Here is a 2,037-nt window from a genome sequence, read left to right as displayed (position 1 = left end):
TTCAACCCGTTGGGCAGCTTGGTGTTGGAAGCGCTGATACCACCAGCCTGATTGACCGTTTGATACAGCAAGTCTTCAAACACGGCGCGACCTTTTTTAAAGCCGACGGTGCTGGCGTTGGCGACGTTGTTGGATATCACTGCGATATCCGTTTGCTGAGCATCTAAGCCAGTTTTACTTATCCATAATGCGGGATGCATAATCCTGTCTCCTTAGCCAATACGAACGAGTTGAGCAGAAGCTTTGTCATTCTCTTCTGCGGTTTTCATCATTTTTACCTGCAGCTCAAATTGCCGTTGAATGTCAATCAGAGCCACCATCTCTTCCACCGGATTCACGTTGCTGCCTTCAACAGCACGGCTCTCGAGCGCCACGGTTTCATCCATTGCTGCTGTGTTGCCATCAACGAGACGGAATAAACCATCCTCACCGCGCATCAGATTCTGATTGCCGGGATTAACCAGTTTGATACGGGCAACCTCTTCCACTACTTCCGCGGTCGCTCCCTGTGGCCGTACCGTAATAGTGCCGTCCTGTGCGATTTCGACTTTATCTATCGGCAGCGGCAACACTATGGGGCCTGCGCCCCCCATGATGGGGTGTCCCTGGGAGTTGGTCAGCAAGCCTGTTTCATCAAATTTCAGGCTACCGGCGCGGGTATAAGCTTCATTGCCATCGACATCTTCCACCGCAATCCAGCCATCGCCCTTGATGGCCACATCCAAATCCCGGGCTGTGGAGTTAATTGGGCCATGACGAAAACTTGCCTGCGGATTTTCGGTCATCGAAAACACCCTGGTAGGCAAACCTTCACCAAATGCCTGCATGGCACGGGACTGTTCCAAATCGGCTTTGAAACCGTCGGTATTGGCATTGGCCAGATTATTGGCCCGCACTGCCAGCGCATTAAGATTTTGTTTGGCGCCACTCATGGCGATATAGAGAAACTTATCCACGCCGGACTCCGTCAAAGAATTAGCATATCGTCTTACAAGCAAACTATGTGCCAATAAAATAATCACTAAATCACTGAAAACACGGATAGCAGGAAAGAGGAAAAAACTAAGGTGTTGCTGACAGGCAAAAAATTGCCGCCCGAAGGCGGCAATTAAAACGGAGGAAAAATCAGCGGATCTGCAGAATTGTCTGCTGCAGAGTATTGTTAACTTCCAGCGTCCGGCTGTTGGCCTGGAAATTTCGCTGTGCGGAAATCAAATCCACCAACTCAGTGGTCAGATCCACGTTGGACTGCTCCAATGCCGCAGAGCGGATTGAACCAAAGGTGCCACTGTTGGCTTCGCCAGCCAGTGCTGTTCCGGAAGCAAGGCTTTCTTTCCATGAGGTGTTACCAACCTGGGTCAGCCCCTGCTCATTGGCAAAACGTACCAACGCCACCCGACCCAGCGGCACTGTGCTGCCATTACTGTAAGCCGCCTTAATCAAACCATCCTCACCCACCTCAACGTTGGTCAGACGCCCCACAGTGGTACCGTCCTGAGTCAACTCAGTTACTTCAAAGGCAGAGGCATACTGGGTAGGGTTGGCAAAATTAATGGTAATGGTCTGGGCACCATCAGCGCCGGGGCCAAGAATACCCGCGCCACCAATACCCAAAGGTTGGGTTGTAATAACCGCAGGGCTGGTGCCTGTGTATGTACCTGTGCTGTTAAAGGTGATCACAGATCCTGTCCAGCCGCCGGTGGTTTGCGCATTTTGGGTACCATCAGGAGTACCGTCACCGTTGGTATCTACCTGATATGTGCCGGCCGCTCCCCCCATATTGACGGCCTGACCATCAAGGGCGTAATAGGCTACCCAGTTGTTTTCACCTGTGTAAGCACCATTATTTGGCCGCACGAAATAGGTAGTCAGAATATGAGGCTCACCCAATGAATCATAAATGGTCGACGAAGTGGAGTTATTAAAGGTGGCTGGGTCATCGGGATCGAACGCAGCCGGATCCTTGGTTTTTTCACCGGCATTGAGGTTCATGGCAATACCAACGTTTTCAGTCATCACCGGGCTGCCGGCGGTATC

3 protein-coding genes are annotated in these 2,037 nt (G+C 51.5%); all 3 read right to left on the bottom strand.

What is annotated here, in order from left to right; translation table 11 throughout:
• The coding region (locus tag ABYK60_RS18440; RefSeq protein WP_372873451.1) for a flagellar basal body protein at nt 1-200 on the bottom strand (200 nt) is incomplete at its 3' end.
• Between the two features lie 12 nt (nt 201-212).
• A complete protein-coding gene (gene flgF, locus ABYK60_RS18435; RefSeq protein WP_372873450.1) occupies nt 213-956 on the bottom strand; it encodes a flagellar basal-body rod protein FlgF in 744 nt (247 codons plus the stop codon).
• A 169-nt stretch (nt 957-1,125) separates the two neighbouring features.
• The coding region (locus ABYK60_RS18430; RefSeq protein WP_372873449.1) for a flagellar hook protein FlgE at nt 1,126-2,037 on the bottom strand (912 nt) is incomplete at its 5' end.

This window comes from Shewanella sp., from assembly GCF_041630135.1.
Classification (GTDB): Bacteria; Pseudomonadota; Gammaproteobacteria; order Enterobacterales; family Shewanellaceae; genus Shewanella.
This window is presented reverse-complemented; position numbering and strand designations above follow the sequence as displayed.